This window comes from Pseudomonas sp. MWU13-2100 (assembly GCF_023242365.1).
In the GTDB taxonomy this organism is placed as follows: domain Bacteria; phylum Pseudomonadota; class Gammaproteobacteria; order Pseudomonadales; family Pseudomonadaceae; genus Aquipseudomonas.
Genome location: NZ_JALLIX010000130.1, coordinates 1 through 733, shown reverse-complemented (window position 1 = coordinate 733; position 733 = coordinate 1). Strand labels below are relative to the sequence as shown.

Annotated in this window: 1 protein-coding gene; it reads left to right on the top strand. The window is 66.6% G+C overall.

The features are described 5' to 3' along the window. The coding region (locus M5B99_RS29680) for an ImcF-related family protein (RefSeq protein ID WP_248807465.1) at positions 1-733 on the top strand (733 nt) is incomplete at both ends.

Here is a 733-nt window from a genome sequence, read left to right as displayed (position 1 = left end):
GAACCTGTGGCAGTTCTATGCCGAACAGCTGGCGGCCCATCCAGCCTGGCGCATCGAGGCTGATCCGCTGCTGGTCACCCAGGCCCGGCAGATCCTGCTCAACCAACTGGGCCAGCGTAATGCCGAAGCGGCCCTGTACCAGCAGGTGCTCGACAAGGCGGCCCCGCACTACCCGGCGTTAAGCCTGCGGCAGATACTCGGCGAAACCGCGACCCTGGGGCTGTTTTCCACCACCGCCACTGTCCCGGGCGTGTTCACCCGCCAGGCCTGGGAGGGCCAGGTGCGTCAGGCCATCGACGAGATCGCCCAGGCGCGCCGCGAGGAAGTCGACTGGGTGCTCAGCGACAAACCTGCCAACCTGGCCCCCGAGCTGACCCCGGACCTGCTCCGGGAACGCCTTACCGAACGCTACTTCCAGGACTACGCCGGCGTCTGGCTGGACTTTCTCAACAGCCTGCGCTGGCATCCGGCCGATAGCCTGGGCGCGGTGATCGACCAGTTGACCCTGATGAGCGATATCCGCCAGTCGCCGCTGATCGGCCTGATGAACACCCTGGCCTACCAGGGTCAGGCCGGCACCCGCCGCCAGGCCTTGGCCGACTCGCTGATCCAGTCCGCGCAAAAGCTGATGGCGCAGGACAAGGTGCCGGTCATCGACCAACTGGTGCAAGGCCCGAGCAGTCCGCTGGACGCCACCTTCGGCCCGTTATTGGCCCTGCTGGGCAAAGACCCT